The following is a 24,180-nucleotide window of genomic DNA, read 5'->3' on the forward strand; positions in this document are numbered from 1 at the left end:
CGATCAGCAGGGCAGCCGGCCGGGCCCGTCAAAACCCGCGACCGACATGGTAAGCTCGCGGCCTCATTTGCTGCCATTCAAGACCTCTGTGCCGCATACAAATTCGATATTTCCTACACTCCAATGGCTGCCCCAGCACCTGCTGTCGCCCCGCCCCGATGCGGGTGTACTCGATTGGCTATTCGACGAAGGCTCCCTGACCCGGCGCCTCACGCGCCTGTCGGACGGCCATTTCAGCGTGACGCCGCTGTTCGAAGGCTGGCAGCCGTTGCGCGCCGACGAATGTACCGCCCTGGACCTGGCCGAGGGCAGCGAAGGCTGGGTACGCGAAGTGTATCTGCGCGGCCGTGACCAGCCCTGGGTGTTCGCCCGCAGTGTGGCGGCGCGCAGCGCCTTGCAGGGTGACGGGTTGCAAATGGACGAACTGGGCAGCCGCTCCCTGGGCGAATTGCTGTTTTGCGACCAGGCGTTCCAGCGCCGGGCCATCGAGGTTTGCCATTACCCCGAGGCCGGGTTGCCGCAAGACGTCCGCGCCAGCGGGCTGTGGGGTCGCCGGTCACGTTTCGATCGCGGTGCGTTGAGCGTGCTGGTGGCGGAAATCTTCCTGCCACGCTTGTGGACCGTCGCCCGCGCCTATTCGGAGAATGCTTGATGTACGTGCAACTGCTCAAATCCTTGAATCGCCTGAATCCACGGGCGTGGGACTTCGTGCAACTGACCCGTATGGACAAGCCCATCGGCATCTACCTGCTGTTGTGGCCGACGCTGTGGGCGTTGTGGATTGCCGGTGAAGGCTCGCCGTCCATCGCCAACGTGGTGATTTTCGTCCTCGGCGTGGTGCTGACCCGCGCCGGCGGCTGTGTGATCAATGACTGGGCCGACCGCAAGGTCGACGGCCACGTCAAACGCACCGAGCAGCGCCCGCTGGTGAGCGGCAAGATCAGTTCGAAAGAAGCGCTGGTGTTCTTCGCCGTGCTGATGAGCGTGAGCTTCCTGCTGGTGCTGTGCACCAATGCACCGACCATCCTGTTGTCCTTCGGGGGTCTGGCGCTGGCGTTCAGCTACCCGTTCATGAAGCGCTATACCTACTACCCGCAAGTGGTGCTGGGCGCGGCGTTCTCCTGGGGCATGCCGATGGCGTTCACTGCCGAAACCGGGCACCTGCCGGCGGCCGCGTGGTTGCTGTACATCGCCAACCTGCTATGGACGGTGGGCTACGACACCTATTACGCAATGACCGACCGGGACGATGACTTGCGCATCGGCGTGAAATCCACGGCGATCCTGTTTGGCGACGCTGACCGGGTGATCATCCTGACGCTGCAAGGCCTGGCCTTGGGCTGCCTGCTGCTGGCCGGGTCGAAATTCCAGCTGGGTGGCTGGTTCCACCTGGGGCTGGTGGCCGCTGCCGCGTGCTTCGCCTGGGAGTTCTGGTCCACCCGTGGCAGGGACCGGATGCGTTGCTTCGAGGCGTTCCTGCACAACCACTGGGCCGGGTTGGCGATTTTCGTGGGGATTGTGCTGGATTACGCGTTGCGCTGAGGCCGCTGACCCAACACTGAACCTTGGCTCATGAAAGGCTTTGTGGCGAGGGAGCTTGCTCCCGCTCGGTTGCGCAGCGACCGCAAGATTTTGGGGCCGCTTCGCAGCCCAGCGGGAGCAAGCTCCCTCGCCACAAAAGCGTTTCGGGGCGGTCAGTTGGGCTTGGCGACCTTCCAGGCGCCGTCCATTTTACCGTCACCGGTCATGTCCCCCGCCTTCTTGTCCACGACGAAGGTGTACAGCGGCTTGCCATTGTAGGCCCACTGCTTCGTACCGTCGTCACGGTTGATCACCGTCCATTCGCCCATGGATTTGTCGCCACTTTCAGCCTTGAGCGGCGGCCAGTTGGCGGCGCATTTGTCCTTGCACATCGACTTGCCGCCCGAGTCTTTGGCAAACGTATACAGCGTCATGCCTTTGTGATCGGTGAACATGCCGTCTTTTTCCATCGCCGGTTCAGCCGCGAACGCCCAGGTCGGCAGCGCCAGGGCAACCGTGACTGCCAGTACCTTGATGGATTGGGTGAAGTAAGTCATGGAAACCTTCTTTTGTGGTTGTCAGGATTCGGACTGAAAAGCTTAGTCCAGGATCCCCCTTGCTGCCGGTCAGGAAATAACTGTCACACGACTGCAATAATTCCGTTATCTAATGCGGCGCAAGACAGTTAAATGACAAGAGGATTACCCCATGGTTGGCAGGAGCATTCTGATCGTCGACGACGAGGCACCCATCCGCGAGATGATCGCCGTTGCGTTGGAGATGGCCGGCTATGACTGCATGGAAGCAGAAAACTCTCAACAGGCCCATGCCATCATCGTCGACCGCAAGCCCGACCTGATCCTGCTGGACTGGATGCTTCCCGGCACGTCAGGCATTGAACTGGCGCGACGCCTCAAGCGCGACGAGCTGACCGGGGATATCCCGATCATCATGCTCACCGCCAAGGGCGAAGAGGACAACAAGATCCAGGGCCTGGAAGTCGGTGCCGACGACTACATCACCAAGCCATTTTCCCCACGGGAACTGGTGGCGCGCCTGAAAGCCGTGCTGCGCCGCGCCGGGCCGACCGATGGCGAAGCGCCGATCGAAGTCGGTGGCCTGCTGCTCGACCCGATCAGTCACCGCGTGACCATCGATGGCAAACCCGCCGAGATGGGGCCGACCGAATACCGCCTGCTGCAATTCTTCATGACTCACCAGGAACGTGCCTACACCCGCGGCCAATTGTTGGACCAGGTCTGGGGCGGCAACGTCTACGTCGAGGAACGCACCGTGGACGTGCACATCCGGCGCCTGCGCAAGGCCCTCGGCGATGCTTATGAAAATCTGGTACAAACCGTGCGCGGCACCGGTTATCGTTTTTCGACCAAGGCCTGATCCGAGCCCTTACCGCCCGACAAGCTGACAAGGACGCGCGTCACGTGAATCAAAACTGGCATGGCACCCTGATTCGCCACATGTTGTTGCTGGTGACCGGTTGTTTGCTGATCGGCCTGATCAGCGGTTACTACGGCTGGAGCCTGGCCGCCGGGCTGGGGCTTTACCTGGCCTGGACCCTCAAGCAATTGCTGCGCCTGCATGAATGGCTGCGCCTGCACCAACCCGATGAAGCCCCGCCCGACGGGTATGGCCTGTGGGGTGAGGTGTTCGACAGCATCTACCACCTGCAACGGCGCGACCAGCGCGTTCGCGGACGCCTGCAGGCGGTGATCGACCGGGTCCAGGAGTCCACCGCCGCGCTGAAAGACGCGGTGATCATGCTCGACAGCGACGGCAACCTGGAGTGGTGGAACCGCGCCGCCGAGACCCTGCTGGGCCTCAAGACGCCCCAGGACAGCGGCCAGCCAGTGACCAACCTGGTGCGTCATCCACGCTTCAAGGAATATTTCGAGCAAGCCAACTACGCCGAGCCGCTGGAAATCCCTTCGCCCACCAACGATCGGTTACGCATCCAGTTGTACATCACCCGCTACGGCAACAACGAGCACTTGATGCTGGTGCGCGATGTCACGCGTATCCATCAGCTGGAACAGATGCGCAAGGATTTCATCGCCAACGTTTCCCACGAACTGCGCACGCCGTTGACGGTGATCTGCGGTTACCTGGAAACCCTGCTCGACAACGTCGAGGAGGTGAACCCGCGCTGGACCCGGGCCTTGCAGCAGATGCACCAGCAAAGCGGGCGCATGCAGACCCTGCTCAACGACTTGTTGCTGCTGGCGAAACTGGAAGCCACCGACTACCCATCGGACAACCAGCCAGTGCCCATCGACGACCTGCTGCAAACCATTGCCGAAGATGCGCAGGAACTGTCCGGCCCCAAGCAGCAGACCATTACCCTGGAAGCCGACCCGGTCGTGCAGCTCAAAGGCAGTGAGGCGGAACTGCGCAGTGCGTTTTCCAACCTGGTGTTCAACGCGGTCAAGTACACACCGGAGCAAGGCCGGATCCATGTGCGCTGGTGGGGCGATGAGCAAGGCGCGCACCTGAGCGTGCGCGATTCGGGCATCGGTATCGACAGCAAGCACCTGCCGCGCCTGACCGAACGCTTCTACCGCGTCGACTCCAGCCGCAACTCCAACACGGGGGGCACCGGGCTGGGCCTGGCCATCGTCAAACACGTCCTGCTGCGCCATCGCGCCCGCATGGAAATCAGCAGCGTGCCCGGCCATGGCAGCACCTTTACCTGCCATTTCGCCCCGGCCCAGGTGGTTCGCGCACGCCTCGACCGCCCCGCTGATTGAGCACGCCCCCTAGGCAATCGCCGAGTCAGCCGCTACATTGACTGACTTGCGCCTGCCTTTTCGGGCGCCCATTTTCCAATTCCCACGACTATTCGGAACCCGCAAAACCCCATCATGGACCCTTCCCCTGGCTTGTCCCTCGTCACACTCTTCGCCGAATTCGGCATGATTCTTTTCGCTCTGATCCTGGTTTTGCTCAACGGCTTTTTCGTTGCGGCCGAATTCGCCATGGTCAAGCTGCGCTCGACCCGGGTCGAAGCCATTGCCGAGCAGAACGGCTGGCGCGGGCACATCCTGCGCACCGTCCACAGCCAGCTCGACGCTTACCTGTCTGCGTGCCAACTGGGTATCACCCTGGCGTCCCTGGGACTGGGCTGGGTCGGCGAGCCGGCGTTCGCCCACATCCTCGAGCCGTTGCTGGGCGCGGTCGGCGTACAGTCGCCGGAAGTGATCAAGGGCGTGTCGTTCTTCACCGCATTCTTCATCATTTCGTACCTGCACATCGTGGTCGGTGAACTGGCGCCCAAATCCTGGGCCATTCGCAAACCCGAGCTGCTGTCGCTGTGGACCGCCGTGCCGCTGTACCTGTTCTACTGGGCCATGTACCCGGCGATCTACCTGCTCAACGCCAGTGCCAACGCCATCTTGCGCATCGCCGGCCAGGGTGAGCCGGGCCCGCACCATGAACACCATTACAGCCGCGAAGAACTGAAACTGATCCTGCACTCCAGCCGTGGCCAGGACCCCAGCGACCAGGGCATGCGCGTGCTGGCCTCGGCCGTGGAGATGGGCGAGCTGGAAGTGGTGGACTGGGCCAATTCCCGGGAAGACCTGGTGACGCTGGAGTTCAACGCGCCGCTCAAGGAAATCCTGGCGATGTTCCGTCGCCACAAGTTCAGCCGTTATCCGGTGTACGACAGCGAGCGCCAGGAGTTCGTCGGCCTGCTGCACATCAAGGACCTGCTGCTGGAACTGGCGGCCCTGGATCACATTCCCGAGTCGTTCAACCTGGCCGAACTGACCCGGCCGCTGGAGCGAGTGTCACGGCACATGCCGCTGTCGCAGTTGCTGGAGCAGTTCCGCAAGGGCGGCTCGCACTTCGCCTTGGTCGAGGAAGCCGACGGCAACATCATCGGCTACCTGACCATGGAAGACGTGCTGGAAGTGCTGGTGGGCGACATCCAGGACGAACACCGCAAGGCCGAACGCGGCATCCTGGCCTACCAGCCGGGCAAGCTGCTGGTACGTGGCGACACACCACTGTTCAAGGTCGAGCGCCTGCTGGGGATCGACCTGGACCACATCGAAGCCGAAACCCTGGCCGGCCTGGTCTATGAAACCCTCAAGCGCGTGCCGGAAGAGGAAGAAGTGCTGGAAGTCGAAGGCCTGCGGATCATCATCAAGAAGATGAAAGGGCCGAAGATCATCCTGGCGAAGGTGTTGATGCTCGATTGAGTCGTTGACTGAAGGTCGGCGGTGCTGCCTTCGCGAGCAAGCTCGCTCTCACAGGGGAGCGCATTTCGGCCTGGAACAGCCAGCCCCTGTGGCGAGGGAGCTTGCTCCCGTGGGGTCGCGAAGCGGCCCTAAAGCGACGACTGCTTCGCAGCCGAGCGGGAGCAAGCTCCCTCGCCACAAAGCGCCTTCGCTTGTGCAGAGGCTACTGCTTGCCCAACGCAAAGTTGGGCAAGTCGCCCACGGGCTGATTGAACTGGTAGGGAATCGACACCAGCCCCAACCCGGTGTTGCGCTGCACCACGAAATGCAGGTGCGGGCCTGAGCTGTTGCCGGTATTGCCCGACAACGCCAGCGGCGTGCCCACCCCGACCCGCTGCCCTTCCCGTACGCTCACCGAGCCCTTCTGCAGGTGCAGGTAGACACCCATGGTGCCGTCATCGTGCAGCACTCGCACGAAGTTGCCCGCGGGATCGTCCCCGCGGCCGGTCTGCTCGTTTTCGGTCTTGATGACCACGCCACCCCGCGCGGCGATGATCGGCGTGCCCACGGGCATGGCGATGTCCATGGCGTAGCGGTTCTTCGGGCCGTAATGGCTGTATTGGCCGTTGGCCCCCTGGCTCAGCCGGAACGGCCCGCCGCGCCAAGGCAGCGGGTACCGATAGGCCTCGGCGGCGCCTGCAGGGTCGCCCAGGGAATATTCGAACCTTGGGGTATACACCAGCGGCCTGCCGGGCCGGGTGGCCGTAAGCAGCGCCAGGCGCAGGTTGCTGCGCGCCGGCAGCACCCGACGAATCGGCCGGCTCGGCGCTCCGCTGACGTTGCGCAACCCGGCGAAACTCAACTCGATCTCCACCGGTGCATACAGATCGTTGCGCACGAACACCGCGTCCGCGCCGTTCTGTTTCTTGATATCCAGGAACACCTGCCGCTCCAGGCGCTCGACCATCCGGTCGCGGAACACGAACACCTGGGCGCCCTTGCTGGGGCGGTCGCTATAGGACACCACGCCATTGGCATCGGTGGATTTGTAGATCGTCATGGCCACGGCCGAGGTGGAGGCCAGGACAAGACCACAGGCAAACAGCAGGGGCACGAGCATGGGCAAAGGTTCTGTCGAAGATGAAGGCCTGCACAGCAGCCTAGCAGCTGGGATGGACCAGCGTAGTCGACGGATGTTTCAAAATGGGATCAGCGATCGGTGTTGGATCTTATGGCCCCATCGCGAGCAAGCTCGCTCCCACACTCGATCCAGTGAACACTGAAGATCCCCTGTGGGAGCGAGCTTGCTCGCGATAGCGGACTCGAAGGCGCCGCCGAATCAGGCGCCCGGCACGAAGTGTTTCTGAGCGGTGCCGCGGGCGATCAGGCGGGAGATGTAATCGAGTTTCTGCGGGTCTTTGTCGACGAAGCGGAACGTCAGTTGCAGCCATTCGCTGTCGGGGGTCTGCTCATGGGCGACGATGGCGTGCAGGTAGCCGTTGAGACGGGCAGTTTCGGCGTTGTCGCCCTGCTCCATGTCCAGCACTGCGCTTTCGAGCACTTGTGGCAGGGTGTCGGTGCGCTTGACCACCAGCAGCGCTTCCTTGAGGCTCAGGGCTTTGATCACGCATTGCTGGGTGCCGCTAGACAGGCGCAACTGGCCTTGGCCACGGTTGGGCGTCGAAGCGGCGGCTACCGGCGCCTTGACCGGTGGGCTGTTGAGCAGCCCACGGGCCGGGGCAGCAGCGGCTGCGGGAGCGGCGGCCGGCTTGGCCAACGGATTCGCCGCAGGCGCCGAAGCAACAGCCGCAACCGGCGCCTTATTGCCCGTCAGGGCGCTGAGGGAATCATTACCGAACGCCGAGTTCATCTTGGTCGGGGCACTGTTCATCAGCGTGTCGAGCTTGCCGACCTTGTGCAGGGCCTGCTTGACCTTGGTCAGCAACTGTTCGTTGGTGAACGGCTTGCTGACGTAGCCGGAAACGCCGGCCTGGATCGCCTGGACCACGTTTTCCTTGTCGCCGCGGCTGGTGACCATCACGAAGGGCATGCCCTTGAGGGTGTCCTGCTGGCGGCACCAGGTCAGCAGTTCGAGACCGGACATTTCCGGCATTTCCCAATCGCACAGCACCAGGTCGAATGCCTCGCGAGCCAGCAGGGCCTGGGCTTTCTTGCCGTTCACCGCGTCTTCGATACGCACGCCCGGGAAGTAGTTGCGCAGGCACTTCTTCACCAGGTCACGAATGAACGAAGCATCGTCCACGACCAACACACTGACCTTACTCATCCAGATACACCTCTAAAAAATCCCGGCAAGCATACCGCTTTTACTGATGGCATATTGCCAAAAAAAACCGTCAGTCACGCCGGGACTTTTCGTTCGCGGGGTGCTGCTTTGGATTAAAAAAAATCCAAAAAAAAGCCCGACCAGAAGGCCGGGCGCTTTTCTTGGCAATCTTACTTATCGTCAGTTTCGCCCGGAACATTAGCGGTTTCGGACGGGGTGCCCTGAACTTCTTCCTTCATCCGCTTGAGCCCCAAATGGCGCACATCGGTGCCGCGCACCAGGTAGATGACAAGTTCCGAGATGTTGCGTGCATGATCGCCGATACGTTCCAGAGAACGCAGCACCCAGATAATGCTCAACACCCGGGAAATGGAGCGTGGGTCTTCCATCATGTAGGTCGCCAGCTCACGCAGGGCGGTCTTGTATTCGCGGTCGATGATCTTGTCGTACTGGGCCACCGACAATGCCAGGTCGGCGTCGAAGCGGGCGAAGGCGTCCAGTGCGTCGCGGACCATGTTGCGCACTTGGTCGCCGATGTGGCGAACCTCGACGTAGCCGCGCGGCGCCTCACCTTCTTCGCACAACTGAATGGCACGACGGGCGATCTTGGTGGCTTCGTCGCCGATCCGCTCAAGGTCGATCACCGACTTGGAAATGCTGATGATCAGGCGCAGGTCGGACGCAGCCGGCTGACGACGGGCCAGGATACGCAGGCACTCCTCGTCGATGTTGCGTTCCATCTGGTTGATCTGGTCATCGATTTCGCGCACCTGTTGGGCCAGGCCGGAGTCGGCCTCGATCAGTGCGGTCACCGCGTCGTTGACCTGCTTTTCCACCAGCCCGCCCATGGCCAGCAGGTGACTGCGCACTTCCTCCAGCTCGGCGTTGAACTGTGCGGAAATATGGTGAGTAAGGCCTTCCTTCGAAATCATCTTGTTCGCTCCGCGAAAGTTGCAAGCTTCAAGCTGCAAGCTTCAAGCAGTTAAATGTTGATCCTGATAACGCAGTGCGCGCCTCGACTAGCCGTAACGACCGGTGATGTAGTCTTCGGTCTGCTTCTTCGCCGGATTGGTGAACAGCGTATCGGTATCGCCGAATTCCACCAGTTTGCCCATGTACATGAACGCGGTGTAGTCGGAAACCCGCGCCGCCTGTTGCATGTTGTGGGTCACGATGACGATGGTGAACTTGGACTTGAGCTCGTAGATCAGCTCTTCGACTTTCAGCGTCGAGATCGGGTCGAGGGCCGAGCAGGGTTCGTCGAGCAGCAGCACTTCCGGTTCCACGGCAATGGTGCGGGCGATCACCAGACGTTGCTGCTGGCCGCCGGACAGGCCGAGGGCCGATTCATGCAGACGGTCCTTGACCTCATCCCACAGCGCTGCGCCCTTGAGGGCCCATTCCACGGCTTCGTCGAGGATGCGCTTCTTGTTGATGCCCTGGATGCGCAAGCCGTAGACCACGTTCTCGTAGATGGTTTTCGGGAACGGGTTCGGTTTCTGGAACACCATGCCGACGCGACGGCGCAGCTCGGCCACGTCTTCGCCCTTGCGGTAGATGTTGTTGCCGTAGAGGTTGATTTCACCTTCGACGCGGCAGCCGTCCACCAGGTCGTTCATGCGGTTGAAGGTGCGCAGCAAGGTGGACTTGCCGCAGCCCGACGGACCGATGAACGCGGTGACGCGCTGTTTCGGGATATTCAGGCTGACGTCATACAGCGCCTGCTTCTCGCCGTAGAACAGGCTCAGGCCGGGTACTTCGATGGCGACGGTTTCCTGCGCCAGATCCAGGCTCTGCTTGTCGCGGCCCAGGGCCGACATGTTGATGCCGTGTGTATGTGCTTCGTGTTGCATGGGAGGCTCCCTGTGCTAACAAATTCGGTTCGGTTGGCCACTGAACGGCCATGCCAATCTGTGTATCTGGTGGGAGCGGGCTTGCTCGCGAAAGCGGTGTCTCGGCTTGCATCTCTACAGAATGTGCCGCCGTCTTCGCGGGCAAGCCCGCTCCCACATGAAAATCAACTATCCAGTGCCTTGTACTTCTCGCGCAGGTGGTTACGGATCCACACGGCCGACAGGTTGAGCGTGGCGATCACCAGCACCAGCAGCAGCGCCGTGGCATAGACCAGCGGTCGCGCCGCTTCGACGTTCGGGCTCTGGAAACCGACGTCATAGATATGGAAGCCCAGGTGCATGATCTTCTGGTCCAGGTGCAGGTACGGGTAGTTGCCGTCCAGCGGCAGCGACGGGGCCAGTTTCACCACGCCCACCAGCATCAACGGGGCCACTTCGCCCGCGGCACGGGCCACAGCGAGGATCATGCCGGTCATCATCGCCGGGCTGGCCATGGGCAGGACGATTTTCCACAGGGTCTCGGCCTTGGTCGCGCCGAGGGCCAGGGAGCCTTCGCGCACGGTACGCGGGATCCGCGCCAGGCCTTCTTCGGTGGCCACAATCACCACCGGCACCGCCAGCAGCGCCAGGGTCAGCGACGCCCAGAGCAGGCCCGGGGTGCCGAAGGTCGGCGCCGGCAAGGCCTCGGGGAAGAACAAGCGGTCGACCGAACCACCCAGCACGTAGACGAAGAAGCCCAGACCGAACACGCCGTAAACAATGGCTGGAACGCCCGCGAGGTTGTTCACCGCGATGCGAATCAGACGGGTCATCGGGCCCTGGCGGGCGTATTCACGCAGGTAGACCGCCGCCAGCACGCCGAACGGCGTCACGATCATCGCCATGATCAGGGTCATCATCACGGTGCCGAAAATCGCCGGGAAGATACCGCCTTCGGTGTTGGCTTCACGGGGGTCGTCGCTGAGGAATTCCCAGACCTTGCTGAAGTAGAAACCCAGCTTGGTGAACGTGCCCATGCCGTTTGGCTGGTAGGCGTGCACCACTTTGCCGATTTCGATCTCCACTTCCTTGCCGTTGGCATCGCGGGCCGTCAGGCTGTCACGGTTGAACTGCGCGTGCAGGTCGGCCAGGCGCGCTTCGATGTCCTTGTAGCGGGCGTTGAGTTCGGCGCGCTCGCTTTCCAGATCGGCCTGGGCCGAAGCATCGAGTTTGCCGTCCAGCTCCAGCTTGCGACCGTGCAGGCGGATACGCTCCAGGCCGGCGTTGATGGCGCCGATGTCGACTTTTTCCAGGGTCTTGAGTTCGGCGGCCAACTGGTTGACCCGCTGTACACGAGCCTGCAGTTGCGGCCAGGCCGCTTCGCCCTCGGCGATGACCTTGCCGCCTTCCTTGACGTTGACCAGGTAACCGTAGAAGTTGCCCCACTCACGACGCTCGATGGCCATCAGTTCCGGCGGCGTGGTCTGGTTGGTCAGCCAATCGCCGACGATCCAGGTGAAGTCAGAGCCGTTCAGGTCTCGGTTGCCGACCTTGATCAGTTCGCGGGTCATGAATTCGGGGCCTTCGTCCGGCACCGGCAGGCCGGCGCTTTTCAGGCGCTCGCGGGGTACTTCTTCTTTCTGCACCACTTCGCCGACCACCAGGTGCGCAGGCATGCCCGGCACGTTGTAGTTGGCGTGGATCAGGTCCGCCGGCCAGAAGTGGCCCAGGCCGCGCACAGCGATCACCGCCAGCAGGCCAATGGTCATGATGACCGCGATGGACACCGCGCCACCGCTGATCCAGACGCCGGGGGCGCCGCTCTTGAACCATCCTTTCAGGGAGTTCTGTTTCACAGACTTCTACCTTTCTTAAAGCGACGAATATTTCTTGCGCAGACGCTGACGGATCAGCTCGGCGAGGGTGTTCATGACGAAGGTGAACAACAGCAACACCAGGGCCGACAGGAACAGCACGCGGTAATGGCTGCCGCCGACTTCCGACTCGGGCATCTCCACCGCCACGTTGGCCGCCAGGGTGCGCAGGCCTTCGAACAGGTTCATTTCCATGACCGGCGTGTTACCGGTGGCCATCAGCACGATCATGGTCTCGCCCACCGCACGGCCCATGCCGATCATCAGCGCCGAGAAGATGCCCGGGCTGGCAGTGAGGATCACCACGCGGGTCATGGTCTGCCACGGCGTGGCGCCAAGGGCCAGGGAGCCCAGGGTCAGACCGCGCGGCACGCTGAACACGGCGTCTTCGGCGATGGAATAGATGTTCGGGATCACCGCGAAGCCCATCGCCAGGCCCACCACCAGGGCGTTGCGCTGGTCGTAGGTGATGCCCAGGTCATGGGAGATCCACATGCGCATGTCGCCGCCAAAGAACCAGGTTTCCATGTACGGGCTCATGTACAGCGAGAGCCAGCCCACGAACAGGATGACCGGGATCAGCAAGGCGCTTTCCCAGCCGTCCGGCACTCTCAAGCGAATGGATTCCGGCAGGCGGCTGAAGGCGAAACCGGTGATCAGGATGCCGATCGGCAGCAACATCAGCAGGCTGAAGATACCCGGCAGGTGCCCTTCGACATACGGCGCCAGGAACAGGCCGGCGAAGAAACCGAGGATCACCGTCGGCATCGCCTCCATCAACTCGATCACCGGCTTGACCTTGCGACGCATGCCCGGGGCCATGAAGTAGGCGGTGTAGATCGCTGCGGCAACCGCCAGCGGCGCGGCCAGCAACATCGCGTAGAACGCCGCCTTCAGGGTACCGAAGGTCAGCGGCGAGAGGCTCAGCTTGGGTTCGAAGTCGGTGTTGGCGGCGGTCGATTGCCAGACATATTTAGGTTCGTCGTAGTTTTCGTACCAGACCTTGCTCCACAACGCGCTCCACGACACTTCCGGGTGCGGGTTGTCCAGCGTCAACGGTTGCAGCTTGCCGCCCTGTTCGACGATCAGGCGGTTGGCCCGTGGCGACATGCCGAACAGGCCCTGGCCGTCGACCACCTGGTCCACCAGCAGGGTGCGGTGGGCGGTGCTGTGGAACACACCCAGCTTGCCGGCAGCGTCGAGCGCCACGAAGCCTTTGCGACGCTCTTCGGCGCTGATCTCGACGATAGGCGCGCTGCTCATCTGGAAGGTACGAATCTGTTTGAAACGCAGCTCACCGTCCGGATCCCGGGCCATGAACCACTGGGCCAGGCCGCCCTTGGAGTCGCCGATGATCAGCGAGATCCCGCCCACCAACTGGGTGGCGGCGGTGACTTGGGCATCGGCGTTTTCCAGCAGTTTGTAACGGCCGTTGAGGCTCTTGTCCCGCAGGCTGAACACATCGGCCTGGGCACGTCCGTTGACTACATACAGCCATTGCTGGCGCGGGTCGACGAAGATGTTCTTCACCGGCTCGGTCATCTGCGGCAGGTCGATACGCGTCTGCTCGCTGGTGACTTCACCGGTCATCATGTTTTCTTCGCTGGTGAGCGACAGCACTTGCAGCTGGGCGCCGCTGGAGCCGGCCAACAGCAGGGTCGAATCCGTGGCGTTGAGGCTGACATGCTCCAGGGCCGCGCCCTGTTCGTTCAAGGCGATCGGCGTTTCGCCGTAAGGATATTCAACGGCGGGCGAGATGGTTTTCTTGCCGTCCGGGTAGGTGACCTTATAAGTGTGGCGGAACACCAAGGCCTGGCCGTTGGACAGACCGATCGCCACCAATGGGCTGCCGGGCTGGTCCTCGCCAATGGCGGTCACGCTGGCGCCGGCCGGGATCGGCAGGTCGACACGGCGCAGTTCGGCGCCACTGCTGACGTCGAAAAACAGCGCCTGGCCCTTGTCGGAAACCCGCATGGCGACCTGGTTCTGTTCTTCGATGGAGATCATCAGCGGTTTGCCGGCGTCTTGCATCCAGGCCGGGGTGATCAAGTCCTTGGCGGTCAGGTCCGCGCCCTGGAACAGGGGCAGCACCACGTAGGCCAGGAAGAAGAAAATCAGCGTAATGGCCGCCAGGACGGCGAGGCCACCGACCAGCACGTACCAGCGGGTCAGGCGATCCTTGAGCGCGCGGATGCGACGCTTGCGTTGCAACTCAGGCGTATTGAAGTCAATGCGCTTGGGAGGGGAAGTCGTAGTCATTGTGGAGTTGGCCAGATCATTCATGCGCACACCCTAGCGATCCTGTATGACAGAAAGATGACAGTGAAGTGACGCAACAAATCCGCCGCCAGCTAGAAGCGGCAGCGGACAGAAAATTCGTGTCTGTGGGAGCAAGCTTGCTCGCGAAGGGGCCAGCCCATTCGACATGGATGCCGACTGATCCACCGCATTCGCGAGCAAGCCCGCTCCCACAGAGAGCCCGGGTGTTGGCCCGGGCTCAGGTATTACTGCTTGGCGACGTTGCCGCCTTCCTGCAGACCCAGGTCAGCCAGTGCCTTGGCGGCGACTTTGGCAGGTACCGGGATGTAGCCGTCCTTGACCACGACTTCCTGGCCTTGCTTGGACAGGATCAGCTTCACGAACTCGGCTTCCAGCGGGGCCAGAGGCTTGTTCGGCGCCTTGTTGACGTAGACGTAGAGGAAACGCGACAGCGGGTACTTGCCGTTCAGGGCGTTTTCTTCGGTGTCTTCAACGAACTCGCCGCCTTCTTTCTTGGCCAGGGCAACGGTTTTCACGCTGGCGGTCTTGTAGCCGATACCCGAGTAACCGATGCCGTTAAGCGAGCTGCTGATCGACTGCACAACCGAAGCCGAACCCGGCTGTTCGTTGACGTTTGGCTTGTAGTCGCCTTTGCACAAGGCTTCTTCCTTGAAGTAGCCGTAGGTGCCGGACACCGAGTTACGACCGAACAGTTGGACCGGCTTGTTGGCCAGGTCGCCGGTCACGCCCAGGTCGCCCCAGGTCTTGACGTCAGCCTTGGCGCCGCACAGGCGAGTCGAGGAGAAAATGGCGTCGACCTGAGCCATGGTCAGGTGCTTGATCGGGTTGTCCTTGTGCACGAATACGGCCAGGGCGTCCACGGCAACCGGAATAGCGGTTGGCTTGTAGCCGTACTTCTGTTCGAAGGCCTGCAGTTCGTTGTCTTTCATCTTGCGGCTCATCGGGCCCAGGTTGGCGGTGCCTTCGGTGAGCGCGGGCGGCGCGGTGGAGGAACCGGCGGCCTGAATCTGGATGTTTACGTTCGGGTATTCTTTCTTGTAGTTCTCGGCCCACAAGGTCATCAGGTTGGCCAGGGTATCGGAGCCGACGCTGGAGAGGTTACCCGACACACCAGTGGTCTTGGTGTAGCTCGGGATCGCAGGGTCAACAGCGGCAACCGCGTTGGCAGTCGCGACGCCAGCAGCGACAAAAGTCATTGCCGCCATCAAACGCTTCAGTTTCATGCCTTACTCCTAGCAGATAGGTGTGTTAAGTCGGCCAAGTATTGGTAAGCCGTGTGAACACTCTATGGCTGAAATATGACAATTGGATGAAAGGCCAGCATTGAGTTTTACAGGATGATTCATGCCGCCCCAATCGCGAGCAAGCTCGCTCCCACAGGGGATTTGCGGTGAACGCAGCCCTCTGTGGGAGCGAGCTTGCTCGCGATGAAGCCCGTGCAGTCAGCGAAAGATTCGGACCTAGCGCCCCTTCTTCCAGAGATAACCGCCCACCACAATCCCTATCCCGCAAATGATCGCCACGTAATACGCCGGCCCCATCGGGCTCTCTTTCAACAGCAAGGTCACGATCATCGGGGTAAGGCCGCCGAAGATCGCGTAGGCCAGGTTGTAGGAGAACGACAGGCCGCTGAAGCGCACCACGGCCGGGAACGCCTTGACCATGACGTAAGGCACCGCGCCGATGGTGCCCACCAGCAGGCCGCTCAGCGCATAGAGCGGGAATAGCCAGTCGGGATGGTCGAACAGGCTGTGATAAAAGGTCCAAGAGGTGATCAGCAGCAACCCGCTACCAAAGACAAATACCCGCCCGGCGCCAAAACGGTCGGCCAGCACGCCGGAGCCGATGCAACCAAAGCTCAGGAACACGATCGCCAGGCTGTTGGCCTGCAACGCGGTGGTCGGGCTGAAGTGGTAAACGGTCTGCAACACCGTCGGGGTCATCAGGATGATCACGATGATGCCGGCCGACAGCAGCCAGGTCAGCAGCATCGAAATCGCGATGGCGCCGCGGTGATCGCGCAGCACGGCCCGCAGCGGTATTTCCTCGGCCAGGGCCTTGCGCAGTTGCAGTTCGGCAAACACCGGGGTTTCGTGGAGCCAGCGGCGCAGGTACACCGAAAACAGCCCGAACACACCGCCCAGCAGGAACGGGATCCGCCAGGCGTAATCCGCCACTTCCACCGGCGTATAAAGGCTGTTGATGGCCGTGGCGACCAGCGAACCCAACAGAATCCCCGCCGTCAGGCCGCAGGTCAGGGTGCCGCAGGCATAGCCGATGTGGCGCGCCGGAACGTGTTCGGAAACGAAGACCCAGGCCCCCGGCACTTCCCCGCCGATGGCCGCGCCCTGGATCACCCGCATCAGCAACAGCAGGATGGGCGCCCACATGCCGATCTGCGCATAGGTGGGCAACAGGCCCATGATCAGGGTCGGCACCGCCATCATGAAAATACTCAGGGTGAACATTTTCTTGCGCCCCAGCAGGTCGCCGAAGTGGGCCATGATGATCCCGCCCAGCGGCCGGGCCAGGTAACCGGCGGCAAAAATGCCGAAGGTCTGCATCAGGCGCAGCCACTCGGGCATTTCGGCAGGGAAGAACAATTTGCCGACCACGGTGGCAAAGAACACGAAGATGATGAAATCGTAGAACTCCAGCGCTCCGCCCAAAGCTGAAAGCGACAGGGTCTTGTAATCGTTGCGGGTCAGTGGACGTGCTGGTTGTGCGGGCGTCGCCGTGCTCGAAGGCGCAGTGGTCATGGCAAGGGCTTCTCTTATAGTCGATTCTGCAACCCTGGCAATACGGGTTGGGGCCTGGGCAGGTCCGGCACGATAGCAAATTGTTCGAAAAAGCACATAGAGGCGCGTATTTGATAGTCGAAATCAGAACCGAGTGGTCGTCTCGACGTCTATCGCCCGATATACTCGCAACCTTGCAGTACTCTGTAAGGGGTTGCTGTGCGAAAACGTCGTTGGTGGCGTAGTACCAGAACCAGCCGGTTTCGCAGAGTTTCCCTTTGGCACGCCTTTACGAAAAACGTGACGAACGCAGTATGTTCGGGCTGAATCGTTTTTTTCAAAGACGGCTATTCACCTGAAGTACCAGACAGCGTTACGGGTCAGAGGCCCCCCGGCATGATAGAGCTCGAACAAGAAGATCCCATTCCGCAAGGCGACCTGGCCTTGCAAATCACCGCGCTCCCTCGCGAGACCAACGGCTTCGGCGATATTTTCGGTGGCTGGCTGGTGTCCCAGATGGACTTGGCCGGCACCGCCATGGCCAGCAAAGTGGCCGGCGGACGCGTGGCCACCGTGGCGATCGATCGCATGGCGTTCCTGGTGCCGGTGGCGGTGGGTGCGCAGCTTTCCTTTTATACCCAGGCGCTGGAAATCGGCCGCAGCTCGATCCAGATGATGGTTGAAGTCTGGAGCGACGACCCGCTGTCCAGTGAATGGCGCAAGGTGACCGAGGCGGTCTTTGTCTTTGTCGCCATCGACGGCAGCGGTCGTACCCGCTCGGTTCCGCCGCGCGCCCGTTAAACACGGCGGCCGTTTTGCGGTCCATTGCAGTCCCTGTTCCCGAGCGAGATTTGCAACATGCCTACGCCCAACGTCGAAGCGGTCAAACTGGATGAACTGAACGCCTGGCGCATCCGTCACGGTCAGGCCGAGTTGCTGGTGGCCCAGCAAGGCGCGCACATCCTCAGTTATCAAGTGGACGGCCAGCCGCCACTGATCTGGCTCAACGACCAGGCCACGTTCAAGGCCGGCAAGAGCATCCGCGCGGGCGTGCCGGTGTGCTGGCCGTGGTTCGGCAACCTGACGCGCAACCCCGACAGCGTACAGGCCATGCGCGTGAGCAACGACCCCGCCACGGCCCACGGCCTGGTGCGGGCGATGGATTGGGAATTGAAGGGCATCGAAACCGAAGGCGAGAGCCTCAAGGTGGAATTCGTGCTGCCCTACCCTGAAAACGGCCTCTCGGGCTGGCCTCACCAGGTAGACCTGACGCTGACCATCGTGATGGACGAGCAACTGCACATTCGCCTCACCAGCCATAACCGTGGCAGCGAAACCGTCAGCCTCAGCCAGGCGCTGCATAGCTACTTCGCCGTGAGCGATGTGCGCAACGTACGGGTCGAAGGGGTGGATGGCTTGAACTACATCGAGACCCTGGACGACTGGAATACCCACACCCAGGCCGGCGACCTGACATTTGCCAGCGAGACCGACCGCATCTACCTCGATACCCCGCCGACGCTGAGCATCATCGACCCGCACTGGGAACGACGGATCGTACTGACCAGCAGCGGTTCGCGCACGGCGGTGATCTGGAACCCCTGGACCGAACGCGCCAAGGCCTTCAGCGACATGGCCGACGATGGCTGGCAGCGCATGTTGTGCATCGAGACGGCGAATGTGATGGACGACGTGGTGACGTTGTTGCCGCAGGCCAGCCATACCCTTGGCGTGAGCATCTGCAGCAAGCCGCTCTAACCCCCACCACAAAAACCACTGTGGGAGCGAGCTTGCTCGCGATAGCGGACTGACAGTCAACATCTGCATTGACTGATAGACCGCTATCGCGAGCAGGCTCGCTCCCACAGTGGATCTACGCCAAATTTACTGGCACCTACAAATCCGCCTCCTGCACCACCCTCACCTTGTCCGCGTCCAGCGCATACGCCGCGCTCGCCAGGTCGTTGTCGACCTTTTCGATCTTCAGCGTGCCCGTCACCCAGAGCGGCGTGTAGATGTCGTCCAGCTTCAGGCCCTTGGGATAGCGCACCAGCACCAGTTGGTTAGGCGGCGGTGGCGGGACGTGGATGCAGGCGCCAGGGTAGGGCACCAGGAAAAACAGCGTGCTGCGGCCCTTGGCGTCGGTTTCCAGCGGCACCGGGTAACCGCCGATGCGAATGTGCTTGTCGTTCATCGCCGCCACGGTCTTGGTCGAATACATCACCGCCGGCAAGCCCTTGCTTTGTTTCAGGCCGCCTTTTTCGGTGAAGGTGCCGTTGGCTTCCGGGGAGTTGTGGTCGATCTCGGGCATGGCCTCGAGGGCTTTCTGGTCCGACTTGGGCATCAATTCGAGCCAGTCGGTTTCCGGCAGCTCGGCGGCATGGGCCAGGCCACTGCCCAGCAGAAGAAGGGTCAATACTAGACGGCGCATGAAAGGGCTCGGCAATGAATGTAAAGTGAAACGCCGAGCATTCTAGCCCCCTCTGCTCGCCACGCGGAGAGGGCCTTGCTGCATTTGGATCAGTTTCTTTTGATCAGGCCGTAGATCACCAGCAACACGATCGCGCCCACCAGGGCGCCGATGAAACCTGCGCCTTGGCCGGCCTGGTAGATGCCCAGGGCCTGGCCGCCGTAAGTGGCTGCCAACGAACCGCCGATACCGAGCAGGATGGTCATGATCCAGCCCATGCTGTCATCGCCCGGTTTCAGGAAGCGCGCCAGCAGGCCAACGATCAAGCCGATAAAGATGGTTCCGATGATTCCCATGGCATTTCCTCTCTCATTGAGTCGCTAAGCCAAAGCCCGGTCAGGCTTTGGCACTTAGCCATGAGAAAGATTAGCCGACGAATGGTTCCACCGCCGTTCCAGATTATTGTTCGGCGATCAGCGTCTCGACCTTGATGATCTGCTGGGCCAGCGTGGCCCGGTCAGCGCAGCGCAGGTTGGCGTGACCGACCTTGCGCCCGACCTTGAACGCCTTGCCGTAGTGATGCAAATGGCAGTCGGCAATCGCCAGGACCTTGTCGCTGTCCGGAACCTTGCCGATGAAATTGAGCATCGCGCTTTCACCGACCTTGGCGGTCGACCCCAGTGGCAGCCCGGCCACCGCCCGCAGGTGGTTTTCAAACTGGCTGCACTCGGCGCCTTCGGTGGTCCAGTGCCCGGAGTTGTGTACCCGCGGTGCGATTTCGTTGGCCTTGAGGCCGCCGTCCACTTCGAAGAACTCGAACGCCATCACGCCGACATAGTCCAGTTGCTTGAGCACCCGGCTGGAGTAGTCCTCGGCCAGGGCCTGCAACGGATGATCGGTGCTGGCGACGGACAGCTTGAGGATGCCGTCCTTGTGGGTGTTGTGCACCAGCGGATAAAAGCGGATTTCACCATCGCGGGCACGCACGGCGATCAGCGAGACTTCCCCGGTGAACGGCACGAAACCTTCCAGCAGGCAGGCCACGCTGCCAAGCTCGGCAAACGTACCGACCACGTCTTCAGGCTTGCGCAGGACTTTCTGGCCCTTGCCGTCGTAACCCAGGGTACGGGTCTTGAGCACGGCGGGCAGGCCGATGGCGGCGACAGCGGCGTCCAGGTCGGCCTGGGACTGAATGTCGGCGAAGGCCGGCGTGGGGATGCCCAGGTCCTTGAACATGTTCTTTTCGAACCAGCGGTCACGGGCGATCCGCAAGGCTTCGGCGCTCGGGTAGACCGGGACGAACTGGGACAGGAAGGCCACGGTTTCGGCCGGGACGCTTTCGAATTCGAAGGTCACCAGATCGACTTCATCGGCCAATTGACGCAGGTGATCCTGGTCGCCGTAGTCGGCCCGCAGGTGTTCACCCAGCGCCGCGGCACAGGCGTCAGGCGCCGGGTCCAGGAAAGCGAAGTTCATCCCCAGCGGTGTACCTGCCAGGGCCAACATGCGACCCAACTGGCCGCCACCGATTACACCGATCTTCATTCGTCAACAACCTCAGGCAATGCGTGGGTCTGGATTGTCCAGGACGCTGTCTGTCTGCTCAGCGCGGAATTTTTTCAGCACGGTATGAAACTGTGGATGCTTGGCGCCCAGGATGCTCGCCGACAGCAGGGCCGCGTTGATCGCGCCGGCCTTGCCGATGGCCAGGGTCGCGACCGGGATACCGGCGGGCATCTGCACGATCGACAGCAACGAGTCGACGCCCGAGAGCATCGACGACTGGACCGGCACGCCCAGCACCGGCAGGTGGGTCTTGGCCGCGCACATGCCCGGCAGGTGGGCCGCGCCACCGGCACCGGCGATGATCACCTCGATGCCACGTGCCTCGGCCTCTTCGGCGTACTGGAACAGCAGGTCCGGGGTACGGTGGGCGGAGACCACTTTCACCTCGTAAGGGATGCCGAGCTTTTCCAGCATATCGGCGGTGTGGCTAAGGGTGGACCAATCGGACTTGGAGCCCATGATCACGCCAACCAGTGCACTCATCGTCGTGCCTCTTCTCTCTGGGCGCCCGCAGGCGCGTCAAAAAACAACAAGCCACGCAGGAAACCGGCGTGGCTTGTTGTACGAATGATGGCCGGGCGAACCGACCGAAGGCCGGGCAGTATACCGAAAATGGTGCGTTAAACGCACTTTCGCCGACCATCTGTCATTTGGGGTGAAGTGGCGGTTTTATTGACTCGCAGGTCAGCGAGGGAACAGCATAAATCCCCTGTGGGAGCGGGCTTGCTCGCGAATGCGGGGTGTCAGTCATGTAGGTGGCGACTGACACTCCGCATTCGCGAGCAAGCCCGCTCCCACCGGAGGGGTTTCCGTTATTGTCAGGATCCGATGGCGCCCTGCGCCGCACCGCCCTCGAGCTTGCGCCACAGCAACCGCACATTGGCCTTGCGCACCAGGGCGCAGCGGTACAGGCGGATCTCCAGGGGCACGTGCCATTGCGTGCCACCGCAGATCACCAGTTCGCCCCGGGCCAGTTCGGCGCGTACGCTCAGGTGCGGCACCCAGGCGATGCCCAGGCCTTCCAGGGCCATGCTTTTCAGGCTGTCGGCCATGGCCGTCTCGTAGATCGTGGTGAACCGCAGCGCCCGCTGGCGCAACAACTGGTTGACCGAACGCCCCAGGAACGCTCCGGCGCTGTAGGCCAGCAGCGGCACGCTGGACTCGCCTTCAAGGTCGAACAGTGGGTTGCCATTGGCATCGGCGGCGCACACTGGGAGCATTTCGGTCTGGCCCAGATGCAGCGACGGAAAGATCTCCGGGTCCATCTGCATGGCCGAATCCGGATCGTAGAAGGCCAGCATCAAATCGCAGCCACCTTCACGCAGGGCGTGGACAGCGTCGCCGACGTTGGTCGCCACCAGCCGCGTGGCAATGTTCATCCCTTCGTTGCGCAGTTGCGCGATCCAGCGTGGGAAGAAGCCCAGCGCCAGGGAGTGGGCGGCGGCCACCTGGATGACTTTGCCCTGCCCGCCTTCCAGGTGATGCAAATGGCGCAGCACTTCGCCCAATTGCTCCACCACCGTACGCGCCGTCACCAGGAACAACTGCCCCGCCGCCGTGAGCTCGACGGGCGTACGGGAGCGGTTGACCAGGGTCAGCCCCAGCGCGGCCTCAAGGCTGCGAATTCGCCGGCTGAATGCCGGTTGCGTCACGAAACGCCGTTCGGCCGCCTGGGAGAAACTGCGGGTCGCGGCCAGTGCACTGAAGTCCTCGAGCCACTTGCTTTCAAGATTCATCACGTCCTCCCCTACACGCACCAAAACAGGTCACACGTTCGCCGCACCGTCGGCGTCACACCAGCATTATGCCGAATATGCATAGGCCAGTGTTTAACAGCATTGGCCCTATTTTTCCCCAAAGCCTAGGATCCACAGCGTTCCGGCTCAGACCGGGTCCTTATCGAGATGATTTCCGTCATGTCCTCCGCTGCATCATTCCGCACAGAAAAAGACCTGCTTGGCGTACTCGAAGTACCAGCGCAAGCGTATTACGGCATCCAGACCCTACGAGCGGTAAACAACTTCCGTCTCTCCGGCGTCCCGATCTCGCATTACCCCAAGCTGGTGGTCGGTCTGGCAATGGTCAAACAGGCCGCCGCTGACGCCAACCGCGAACTGGGGCAGCTCAGCGAAGCCAAGCACGCCGCCATCAGCGAAGCCTGTGCACGATTGATCCGCGGCGACTTCCACGAAGAGTTCGTGGTGGACATGATCCAGGGCGGCGCCGGCACGTCGACCAATATGAATGCCAACGAAGTCATCGCCAACATCGCGCTGGAGGCCATGGGTCACCAGAAAGGCGAGTACCAGTACCTGCACCCCAACAACGACGTGAACATGGCGCAGTCCACCAACGACGCCTACCCGACCGCGATCCGCCTGGGTCTGCTGCTGGGTCACGATGCGTTGCTGGCCAGCCTCGACAGCCTGATCCAGGCGTTCGCCGCCAAGGGCGAAGAGTTCAGCCACGTCCTGAAAATGGGCCGCACCCAGCTGCAGGATGCCGTGCCGATGACCCTCGGCCAGGAATTCCGCGCCTTCGCCACCACCCTGAGCGAAGACCTGGCACGCCTGAAAACCCTGGCGCCTGAACTGCTCACCGAAGTGAACCTGGGCGGCACCGCCATCGGCACCGGCATCAACGCCGACCCGCGCTACCAGGCCCTGGCCGTGCAGCGCCTGGCGACCATCAGCGGCCAGCCGCTGGTGCCGGCCGCCGACCTGATCGAAGCCACCTCCGACATGGGCGCCTTCGTGCTGTTCTCCGGCATGCTCAAGCGCACCGCGGTCAAGCTGTCGAAGATCTGCAACGACCTGCGCCTGCTGTCCAGCGGCCCACGCACCGGCATCAACGAAATCAACCTGCCGGCCCGCCAGCCAGGCAGCTCGATCATGCCCGGCAAGGTCAACCCGGTGATCCCGGAAGCGGTCAACCAGGTGGCATTCCAAATCATCGGCAACGACCTGGCCCTGACCATCGCGGCCGAAGGCGGCCAACTGCAACTGAACGTGATGGAGCCGCTGATCGCCTTCAAGATCTTCGACTCGATCCGCCTGCTGCAACGGGCCATGGACATGCTGCGCGAGCACTGCATCGTCGGCATCACCGCCAACGAAGCGCGCTGCCGCGAACTGGTCGAGCACTCGATCGGCCTGGTCACCGCCCTGAACCCGTACATCGGCTATGAAAACGCCACCCGCATTGCCCGTGTTGCCCTGGAAAGTGGCCGCGGCGTGCTGGAACTGGTGCGCGAAGAAGGCTTGCTCGACGACGCCATGCTCGACGACATCCTGCGCCCGGAAAACATGATTGCTCCGCGTCTGGTCCCGCTCAAAGCGTGATCGACACGGCCACCGCTCACCAGGTCGAGGGACTAGACACCTCTCACCTTTTTGAGGGCTTGGGGATCTTCCCCAAGCCCTTTTTTTAATGGATAGCAGCCAGGGATGACCGAATCTGTGGGAAGGAACCTG

Annotated in this window: 22 protein-coding genes; 8 read left to right on the forward strand and 14 right to left on the reverse strand. The window is 62.0% G+C overall.

Annotated elements, in window-relative coordinates; all coding sequences use genetic code 11:
- Nucleotides 1–88: 88 nt before the first annotated feature.
- Both BLO80_RS27615 and ubiA read left to right on the forward strand, forming a co-directional pair.
- Nucleotides 89–652 (forward strand): chorismate--pyruvate lyase family protein, encoded by a 564-nt coding sequence (locus BLO80_RS27615; protein WP_092333691.1) that lies wholly within the window; start codon nt 89–91, stop codon nt 650–652.
- Nucleotides 652–1,542, forward strand: coding sequence for a 4-hydroxybenzoate octaprenyltransferase (gene ubiA, locus BLO80_RS27620; protein ID WP_092333663.1), 891 nt, complete (start codon nt 652–654; stop codon nt 1,540–1,542). Before BLO80_RS27615 ends, ubiA begins: the two co-directional genes overlap by 1 nt.
- 152 nt (nt 1,543–1,694) lie before the next feature.
- Here ubiA and BLO80_RS27625 read toward each other — a convergent pair whose 3' ends face one another.
- Nucleotides 1,695–2,078, reverse strand: coding sequence for a COG4315 family predicted lipoprotein (locus BLO80_RS27625; protein ID WP_092333665.1), 384 nt, complete (start codon nt 2,076–2,078; stop codon nt 1,695–1,697).
- A gap of 151 nt (nt 2,079–2,229) precedes the next feature.
- On the opposite strand from BLO80_RS27625, the gene phoB reads away from it, so the two are divergent.
- The 3 genes from phoB to BLO80_RS27640 all read left to right on the forward strand — a co-directional run bounded on the left by phoB (nt 2,230) and on the right by BLO80_RS27640 (nt 5,741).
- Nucleotides 2,230–2,919, forward strand: a complete 690-nt coding sequence (gene phoB / locus BLO80_RS27630; protein ID WP_003177195.1) for a phosphate regulon transcriptional regulator PhoB — start codon at nt 2,230–2,232, stop codon at nt 2,917–2,919.
- An 80-nt stretch (nt 2,920–2,999) separates the two neighbouring features.
- Entirely contained in the window at nt 3,000–4,286 is a 1,287-nt protein-coding gene (gene phoR / locus BLO80_RS27635) for a phosphate regulon sensor histidine kinase PhoR (protein WP_256574257.1), read from the forward strand.
- Nucleotides 4,287–4,400: 114 nt separating this feature from the next.
- Entirely contained in the window at nt 4,401–5,741 is a 1,341-nt protein-coding gene (locus tag BLO80_RS27640) for a hemolysin family protein (protein WP_014335895.1), read from the forward strand.
- Between the two features lie 202 nt (nt 5,742–5,943).
- Here the strand turns inward: BLO80_RS27640 and BLO80_RS27645 are convergent, their stop codons facing one another.
- From BLO80_RS27645 to BLO80_RS27680, 8 genes are all read right to left on the reverse strand, one after another.
- Nucleotides 5,944–6,840 (reverse strand): peptidoglycan DD-metalloendopeptidase family protein, encoded by an 897-nt coding sequence (locus BLO80_RS27645; protein WP_060739807.1) that lies wholly within the window; start codon nt 6,838–6,840, stop codon nt 5,944–5,946.
- 219 nt (nt 6,841–7,059) lie between these two features.
- Nucleotides 7,060–8,007 carry a response regulator gene (locus BLO80_RS27650; RefSeq protein ID WP_092333669.1) on the reverse strand — a complete coding sequence of 316 codons (948 nt, stop codon included), beginning with the start codon at nt 8,005–8,007 and terminating at the stop codon, nt 7,060–7,062.
- Nucleotides 8,008–8,177: 170 nt separating this feature from the next.
- Nucleotides 8,178–8,939, reverse strand: a complete 762-nt coding sequence (gene phoU, locus BLO80_RS27655) for a phosphate signaling complex protein PhoU (protein WP_060739809.1) — start codon at nt 8,937–8,939, stop codon at nt 8,178–8,180.
- 87 nt (nt 8,940–9,026) lie between these two features.
- Nucleotides 9,027–9,860 carry a phosphate ABC transporter ATP-binding protein PstB gene (gene pstB, locus BLO80_RS27660; protein WP_058544183.1) on the reverse strand — a complete coding sequence of 278 codons (834 nt, stop codon included), beginning with the start codon at nt 9,858–9,860 and terminating at the stop codon, nt 9,027–9,029.
- Between the two features lie 164 nt (nt 9,861–10,024).
- Nucleotides 10,025–11,695 carry a phosphate ABC transporter permease PstA gene (gene pstA / locus BLO80_RS27665; protein WP_092333671.1) on the reverse strand — a complete coding sequence of 557 codons (1,671 nt, stop codon included), beginning with the start codon at nt 11,693–11,695 and terminating at the stop codon, nt 10,025–10,027.
- 15 nt (nt 11,696–11,710) lie between these two features.
- Nucleotides 11,711–13,744, reverse strand: coding sequence for an ABC transporter permease subunit (locus BLO80_RS27670; RefSeq protein WP_175459560.1), 2,034 nt, complete (start codon nt 13,742–13,744; stop codon nt 11,711–11,713).
- 473 nt (nt 13,745–14,217) lie between these two features.
- Nucleotides 14,218–15,216 (reverse strand): phosphate ABC transporter substrate-binding protein PstS, encoded by a 999-nt coding sequence (locus BLO80_RS27675; RefSeq protein ID WP_092333675.1) that lies wholly within the window; start codon nt 15,214–15,216, stop codon nt 14,218–14,220.
- 237 nt (nt 15,217–15,453) lie between these two features.
- The gene (locus BLO80_RS27680; RefSeq protein WP_092204886.1) at nt 15,454–16,752 is read right to left on the reverse strand and encodes an MFS transporter; all 1,299 of its coding nucleotides are present in this window, start codon (nt 16,750–16,752) and stop codon (nt 15,454–15,456) included.
- A gap of 375 nt (nt 16,753–17,127) precedes the next feature.
- On the opposite strand from BLO80_RS27680, the gene BLO80_RS27685 reads away from it, so the two are divergent.
- Together BLO80_RS27685 and BLO80_RS27690 are read left to right on the forward strand one after the other, a co-directional pair.
- Entirely contained in the window at nt 17,128–17,532 is a 405-nt protein-coding gene (locus BLO80_RS27685) for an acyl-CoA thioesterase (RefSeq protein ID WP_003177184.1), read from the forward strand.
- Nucleotides 17,533–17,589: 57 nt separating this feature from the next.
- Nucleotides 17,590–18,489 (forward strand): D-hexose-6-phosphate mutarotase, encoded by a 900-nt coding sequence (locus tag BLO80_RS27690; protein ID WP_092333677.1) that lies wholly within the window; start codon nt 17,590–17,592, stop codon nt 18,487–18,489.
- A 136-nt stretch (nt 18,490–18,625) separates the two neighbouring features.
- Here the strand turns inward: BLO80_RS27690 and BLO80_RS27695 are convergent, their stop codons facing one another.
- From BLO80_RS27695 to BLO80_RS27715, 5 genes are all read right to left on the reverse strand, one after another.
- Entirely contained in the window at nt 18,626–19,162 is a 537-nt protein-coding gene (locus tag BLO80_RS27695; protein ID WP_092204884.1) for a DUF3299 domain-containing protein, read from the reverse strand.
- Between the two features lie 89 nt (nt 19,163–19,251).
- Nucleotides 19,252–19,497, reverse strand: a complete 246-nt coding sequence (locus BLO80_RS27700) for a GlsB/YeaQ/YmgE family stress response membrane protein (RefSeq protein ID WP_003187057.1) — start codon at nt 19,495–19,497, stop codon at nt 19,252–19,254.
- Between the two features lie 103 nt (nt 19,498–19,600).
- The gene (locus BLO80_RS27705) at nt 19,601–20,686 is read right to left on the reverse strand and encodes a 5-(carboxyamino)imidazole ribonucleotide synthase (protein ID WP_060739813.1); all 1,086 of its coding nucleotides are present in this window, start codon (nt 20,684–20,686) and stop codon (nt 19,601–19,603) included.
- 12 nt (nt 20,687–20,698) lie between these two features.
- Entirely contained in the window at nt 20,699–21,190 is a 492-nt protein-coding gene (gene purE / locus BLO80_RS27710; protein WP_003196369.1) for a 5-(carboxyamino)imidazole ribonucleotide mutase, read from the reverse strand.
- 335 nt (nt 21,191–21,525) lie between these two features.
- Entirely contained in the window at nt 21,526–22,443 is a 918-nt protein-coding gene (locus tag BLO80_RS27715) for a LysR substrate-binding domain-containing protein (protein ID WP_092333679.1), read from the reverse strand.
- 180 nt (nt 22,444–22,623) lie between these two features.
- Here BLO80_RS27715 and aspA point away from each other — a divergent pair, with 180 nt between their 5' ends.
- Nucleotides 22,624–24,048 carry an aspartate ammonia-lyase gene (aspA, locus tag BLO80_RS27720; protein WP_003196363.1) on the forward strand — a complete coding sequence of 475 codons (1,425 nt, stop codon included), beginning with the start codon at nt 22,624–22,626 and terminating at the stop codon, nt 24,046–24,048.
- Nucleotides 24,049–24,180 lie beyond the last annotated feature (132 nt).

It is taken from the genome of Pseudomonas sp. NFACC56-3 (assembly GCF_900100025.1).
GTDB lineage: Bacteria > Pseudomonadota > Gammaproteobacteria > Pseudomonadales > Pseudomonadaceae > Aquipseudomonas > Aquipseudomonas fluorescens_AA.